The 3,598-nt window shown below is 67.4% G+C and carries 4 protein-coding genes; all 4 read right to left on the bottom strand.

From position 1 onward, the window contains the following. A partial coding sequence (locus VF468_11750; GenBank protein ID HEX5878973.1) for a PAS domain S-box protein occupies positions 1 to 1,020 on the bottom strand: 1,020 nt, incomplete at its 3' end. Between the two features lie 516 nt (positions 1,021 to 1,536). Further along, entirely contained in the window at positions 1,537 to 2,031 is a 495-nt protein-coding gene (locus tag VF468_11745; GenBank protein ID HEX5878972.1) for a DUF6328 family protein, read from the bottom strand. Between the two features lie 275 nt (positions 2,032 to 2,306). Then, positions 2,307 to 3,233: an acyl-ACP desaturase gene (locus tag VF468_11740; GenBank protein ID HEX5878971.1), complete on the bottom strand. Its 927-nt coding sequence runs from the start codon at positions 3,231 to 3,233 to the stop codon at positions 2,307 to 2,309. 29 nt (positions 3,234 to 3,262) lie between these two features. Beyond that, complete coding sequence (locus VF468_11735; GenBank protein ID HEX5878970.1) at positions 3,263 to 3,463, bottom strand: hypothetical protein; 201 nt, start codon at positions 3,461 to 3,463, stop codon at positions 3,263 to 3,265. Between the last annotated feature and the right edge of the window lie 135 nt (positions 3,464 to 3,598).

Here is a 3,598-nt window from a genome sequence, read left to right as displayed (position 1 = left end):
GTCGTCGGGGTGCAGGAGCTTGGGGAAGAACCCGGGATCGGCCAGCCAGTCCTCGGGGGGGTAGCCGAGCAGGCCTTCCACCTGAGGGCTGACGTAGATCGACGAGGCGACCGGGACCGCCTCATCGACATACGTCACGAGTGGGAGCTGCTCGACGAGTTTTCGATAGCGCCGCTCGGCCTCGTGCTGCGCCCTGAGCGCGGTGACGTCGTGGTAGACGACGAGGTATCCAGTCGGCCGACCCTCCACCGTCACCAGCACCGCGAAGAGCTCGACGTCCACGAGCGTGCCGTCCTTCCGGCCACGCCGCGTCATGGCCCGGAAGCGCCCGCCCGGGACCAGCTCGTCGTAGTAGCCGACCGCCTCCGCCCGGAGGTCGTCTCGATCCGCGATGAGGTCGTCGAGGTCACGCCCGATCGCCTCCGTCCGCGTATGGCCGAACAGCGCCTCGGCAGCCAGGTTCCATGACGTCACCACCCTGTCGAGATCGAGGGTGACGATCGCGATCGGGCTGATCTCGAGCAGCGACTCGACGTACCGGTTCTGCCGCCGAAGTTCCTCCTCGCTGCGGCGGAGCGCCTCCTCCAGCTCCTTGCGCTCGGTGATGTCGAGGAGGAAGCCGTGATGGAACTTCGGCGCACCCGCCTCGTGGGGGATGACCGTCGCCTGGTCGAGGAACCAGTGGACGGTCCCGTCGCGCGCGACCATGCGGTACTCCATGCAGAACGGCTCGCCGGTGTCGCGCGACCGCCGGTGCTCGGTGAGCACGCGTTCGCGGTCCTCCGGGTGGAGGACCTTGAGGAGCAGCTCCTCGTCGACGGCCCATTCCTCGGTCGAGTAACCGAGCTCGGACTCGAGCTGTGGGCTCATGTAGACGTTGGAGCTGATGTCGTCGAGGCGGTCGATGTAGACCGTCACGGGGACCTGGTCGATCAGCGACCGGAGCGTCGCCTCGTCCGGCGGCGCCCACGCCGGGGATCCCGCCTGCCGCCCTTCGCCGGGCCGGTCGTGGTCCCTCATCGCCCGAGGTTCATCCGGAAGAGACAATCCGCCTAGGCTCCCCCCATACGGGCCGAACTGGCGGTTTCGACCAATCTAGCATCCGAGCATCGGCGCTACTAGGACCCCTCCCGGTGGGCATCGGTCGCTGACGCTGTGCGCCCCGGTGGGCTGGGTCACGGGTTTTGCGCCGTTGGGCACGCGTGGTCGCAACACTCCCCCGGGGCCAGTCCGAAGGTGTACCGACGTCCGATCAGGGCGCTCAGGTTGCCACCGCCTGATCCACCCGCGTGTGCTCGTCTTGCTTGATAGCCTTCCACCAGCACAAATGGAGCCCGAGGTCGGATTCGAACCGACGACCTTCCGATTACGAGTCGAAACGCCTTCGTCCAGCAGGTACCAGCCAGGTCTGTTCTGGCTGCTCGTGTCGGCCGGCTCGTCCATCCAGTGCGTTCCTGACCCGTTGCGTTACGGCAGGGAGAATGACCAAGAGAATGACCGGACTGCCCACGGGCCGGGGTTCTGCTTGGCCTCTGCTCACTCGCGGGCCTTGCGATATAGCGCGATCGCCCACCAGCGCCACGAGGTCAGCGCGAAGAAGACGAGCGCGACCGCGATCGCGGCTTGGGTGGTAAAGACCAGGTCGGTGATCAGGTACAGCACGCCCGTGAAGGCCAAGGCGATGGCGCCTGTCCCTGCAATCGCCTCCCGGTTGCCCTTGCGGACCATCGCGTCCTTGTCGCCTTCGCGGAAGCGGAGGCGGTGGTAGGCGGAGGGGGCGAGCAGCAGGACCAGCGAGACCGCCGTGCTTACCAGCGTGCCGTAGTAGACGTAGCGCTGGACTGCGTTCAGGTCGGTGAACTGGGCGGTAAAGCGGATGGCGAGCAGGAAGCCGAACAGGACCTCGGCGCCGGGGATGAGGGCGCGCAGCTCCTCAAGCAATTCGCCGTGCTCGCGCTCCAGTCGCTCCTTGACCTGTTCGTCCTCGGGATCCTCCCCGAGCCGCTGCTCGATCGCTTCGTCGGTGGCCATGTCTGCCTTCCCACCCGAGTTTGGTCCGGCCTCTACGCTAAGCCTGGATCTGCCTTGTTTCCGTGGTGTGCGGGGTCGGTGGCATCGGCTCCAAAGCACCCAATCGGATCGTCCCCAGGATCATGGGGTGCTCCATGTCTTGTCCTTGTCACGAGAAGGACCAGGACGCCCATGAAGAGCAGCCCTAGGCCCGGACAGTGACCGGTAGCGGCTTGGAATGACTGTGACGACGTCGGTTCCAGAGGCAGGTGGGGGCCGAGTTTGGTGCTGCGTGCTCAGCCGGCCGCGCTTTGTTCGTTGGCGGTGGCGGTGGCGGCGCGTTTGGCTTCGAACCGGCTGGCGAGTCGGTCGATCTTGGCCAGGTGGGCGGCGAGCCGCTGCCGGGCCTGTTCGGCCCGCGGGTGCAGTCCTTCAAGTTGGAACAAGTTCCAGTAGCGCAGCAGCGGCCACAGGATCTCGTCGTGGTGGATGCGCAGGTCATAGATGCCGGCCTGGGCCATCTGCAGGGCTTTGCGGGTGAAGCCCTCGATGCCGGCTCCCGGCATGCCGAAGCCGATGACCTCTCCGGTGATCGCCTCGACCGCGGCCGAGGGATCGACCTGGAGGGCGGCGGCCACGATGTCGCGGTAGAACATCATGTGCAGGTTCTCATCGGCGGCCACCCGCAGCATGATCTTGTCGGCCACCGGGTCCTCGGAATAGCGGCCGGTGTTGCGGTGGGAGATCCGGGTGGCCAACTCCTGGAAGGCCGCATAGGCCATCAGCCCCAACGCCGTCGTGTCCGGCGTCCACCCTTGCTGCATGGTGGCCATGCGTCCGCGTTCCAGGGCGACCGGGTCGAGGTTGCGGGTGACCAGCAGATAATCGCGGAGCACGATCGCGTGGCGGCCCTCCTCGGCCGTCCAGCGGTGCGACCAGGTCCTCCAGGCCCGGTCGCGGCCGAAGCTGGCCAGCAGCTGGTGGTGGTAGCTGGGCAGGTTGTCCTCGGTGAGCAGGTTGACCTCGAAGGCGGCCTGGGCGACGCCGGTCAGCCGCGGCTGATCGGGGGTCCAGGGCTCTGTGTCGAAGTCGCGACCCAGGCTCCAGGGCACGTACTCATGCGGCAGCCAGTCTTTGGCCATGGACAGATGCCGGTTCAGCAGCTGCTCGGCCACCGGCTCCAGCTCGCGCAGGAGGTCATGGTCGGGATGACGATCAGGCACGCCGCCTCCTCCGGTGAACAGGGCAGTGGCTAGTGCCGAGCCGGGCCAGGTTCGTGGCTGCCGAGCCGAGTGCGGTCAGGGTCGGGGTGGGACATGGCCGCGGTGGCCTCCGAATCCTCCGCGCCGGCGGTGGCGGCGGGGTCGGTCTGGCGGGTGTCGCGGCCGGGCCCAGGGTTCTCAGCGTCACTGCCGAGCATGCCGGTGTCGGTGGTGCGGTCATTGGGGTCCATAGATGCCTCCTGTAGAGATGCTTCTGGTAGGGCGGTGTGCTTCCACCAGGGTGTCGGAGCGGCTTGCGTGGCCGGGGCCGGTCAGGCTTGTCGGGGTCACTGCGGGGCCAGGAGCCCCCAGCACCATTCGGGTAG

This window comes from Actinomycetota bacterium (assembly GCA_036280995.1).
In the GTDB taxonomy this organism is placed as follows: Bacteria; Actinomycetota; CALGFH01; order CALGFH01; family CALGFH01; genus CALGFH01.
This window is presented reverse-complemented; position numbering and strand designations above follow the sequence as displayed.